This window comes from Lentilactobacillus sp. (genome assembly GCF_040773105.1).
GTDB lineage: Bacteria > Bacillota > Bacilli > Lactobacillales > Lactobacillaceae > Lentilactobacillus > Lentilactobacillus parabuchneri.
Map to the genome: position 1 here is coordinate 1 of NZ_JAXGWW010000293.1, position 2,163 is coordinate 2,163.

At 44.5% G+C, this 2,163-nt stretch carries 3 protein-coding genes; all 3 read right to left on the bottom strand.

The features are described 5' to 3' along the window. Window positions 1-115 precede the first annotated feature (115 nt). Window positions 116-802, bottom strand: a complete 687-nt coding sequence (locus tag AB3112_RS10875) for a hypothetical protein (protein ID WP_039106870.1) — start codon at window positions 800-802, stop codon at window positions 116-118. Beyond that, complete coding sequence (locus tag AB3112_RS10880; protein WP_267925740.1) at window positions 799-1,137, bottom strand: hypothetical protein; 339 nt, start codon at window positions 1,135-1,137, stop codon at window positions 799-801. The genes AB3112_RS10875 and AB3112_RS10880 overlap by 4 nt, the downstream gene beginning before the upstream one ends. Window positions 1,138-1,261: 124 nt before the next feature. Next, window positions 1,262-2,163: hypothetical protein (locus tag AB3112_RS10885; RefSeq protein ID WP_367334499.1), on the bottom strand; the 902-nt coding region annotated here is incomplete at its 5' end.

The window sequence follows — 2,163 nt, forward strand, 5'->3', positions numbered from 1 at the left end:
ATGACTCGATCCCTAATTCGGATATTGCCTTGTGGTTGTGTCCGGGCAATCATCGCCAAATCATAATCTTGTTTTTCTAATTTCTGAATCTCTCGCTTTTTCATTTAACCACTCCTTAGACCCGCACGTTAGGATTATTAATCCGTTCCATGACCCGCTCTTTTTGACTACGTTCCAACATTCGAAATTTTAAATAGGCTGAGACCTGAGCATCTCCCAGCAAGCCATCTATGCTATTCAGATTGCTACGCAATTCTCGTACCGTATCACCGAACACTACCGCAAAGAATTCCCGGTTTTCCAACGTTTCTTCAATGCCCTTAGCTGCTTTAATTTTGTCCTGACAAAATCGCTGTCTCTGAATCAAGACTTGATGAGCTTGTCTATTTTTATACTGTTTTTCTTGAACCATCCGGGTGTATTTCATATACCGCTCGCCCCAAAAGGCTTGCTGCTTAGCTGTTGAAACTGGAAAGGGCGCTATAACAAACGTAACGTCATTCAAATATCGTCTTAAAAAACTAGTCAATGAGTCTGATACTGCCTCTAATTTCGTTGCGGGAACGCTGCTTAACCCAATCCCATCGACGACCAAAATTTCAGCATACCCGAATACTTTCAATTCAATAAACGCATCTGAGCCGGGTGTTAATCGCTTATAATCAATCAAATCGGTCATTTGAAACTGCCGATCTGGTTGAAAAAGGGACGCTTTGTTGCTGTCTTGCCCTTTTTTAGCTTTGTCCATCGTCTCGAATCGACTGGTTCCTTGAGACCTACCACTGTGTCGAACAGAAATCATCGCTTCCACACCCCTTCAATCTTTTGTTTAACGAAAACCCCATAATCGAGGCTTTTAAATCGTGTCTTTTTCGGAAAGAAATCATAAATGAGTAATTCCCAATTACGCTTACCATGATTTCCCAGCGATGGGCAAACCAACCAAACACCATAGCCAATACCGACAACCCAAAAACATACGGTTTCTAACTGCATATCTGGTGGGAATACATCTGAAATCATGAAAATAATTCCTGCCCAAATAATCAAAAACATCAGATCTCGTACATAGAACATCGCAATTTTCATGCGTGTGCGAATGTCTGGTGTGACGCCAAAACCATCTTGCAAATCCATTCGCTCCTTTCGGCTAAAATAAATGTTGGCTATACCTTATAACCTCAAGGAGCACAATAGATAAACCGCACCATCAAAAAAGGCATACCTCCTTGGATATGCCTTTTTTGCCAGAAGTGCTTGTTTAATCTGGAATATTATTAAAATTAGTTACTCGTCCATTCGATGGGGCTTGACCGCTATCACCTTGCGGAGTTGTTGGCACATCAGGAGTTCCTGAATGGGGCGCTTTAAAGTTTGACGCCACATTTGATGATGCCGAATAATGCTTTGCTGGAATGATTGGTGCTTGCTTAGCACTCCCCGCCGTCGTTGCGACCGGACGAACACTACCTGTTGAATTCGTAGCCGGACGAACGTTAGTCATATGTCCTGCACCCGAAGCACCGGTGGTACGTGGTGACCCAATATCTGATTGTCCACCAGCCGCGGCATTAATATCTTCACCTATTGGAGTTGATTCCGATGATGTACCTGAAACTGCTCCGCTTGCCGCATTGAGATCCTCATTACCAGTTGCACGACCAACATCGTTTGGCAGATCATTATCACCCATAGGTGATAACTCAGTGTTTTCACTTGCCGGCATTAACCCTGAGCTAGTTGGAACTGTCGAGGAACTGCCACTGATTGGATCAGCTTCGCCTGGATTATTTGCATCAGTAACTGACCCACCCTCATCATTTGAAACCGGTGGTTCGGTTGCGTCCAAGCTTCCCAGACCTTCCTGATAATCGAAAGCGTCTCCATCTTCTGACATTGTCTGCGCTGCGTTTGGTGACACGTCCTTTGAAGTAGGGTTAGCATCAGAAGTAGGGTTAGCATCAGCTGTATTCGAACTCCCTAAAGAATTCTGATTATGATCAAGGTTACCATAATCATTGGCTCCGGCCTGTTCTTCTGGCCGTTCAGCCGCAGCATTACCCGGTTGCTGATTCTGTCCGCTATCTGACATATCCGCCGTATTTTCCGATTCTGACTCGTCTGTCCCACTTGGAACTGAATCCCCTGTTTGGGCAGCGTTCA

What these genes read in the sequence shown, in the direction of transcription:
- AB3112_RS10875 (WP_039106870.1), bottom strand. Translation starts at nt 802, where the DNA reads ATGATTTCTGTTCGACACAGTGGTAGGTCTCAAGGAACCAGTCGATTC.
- AB3112_RS10880 (WP_267925740.1), bottom strand. Translation starts at nt 1,137, where the DNA reads ATGGATTTGCAAGATGGTTTTGGCGTCACACCAGACATTCGCACACGC.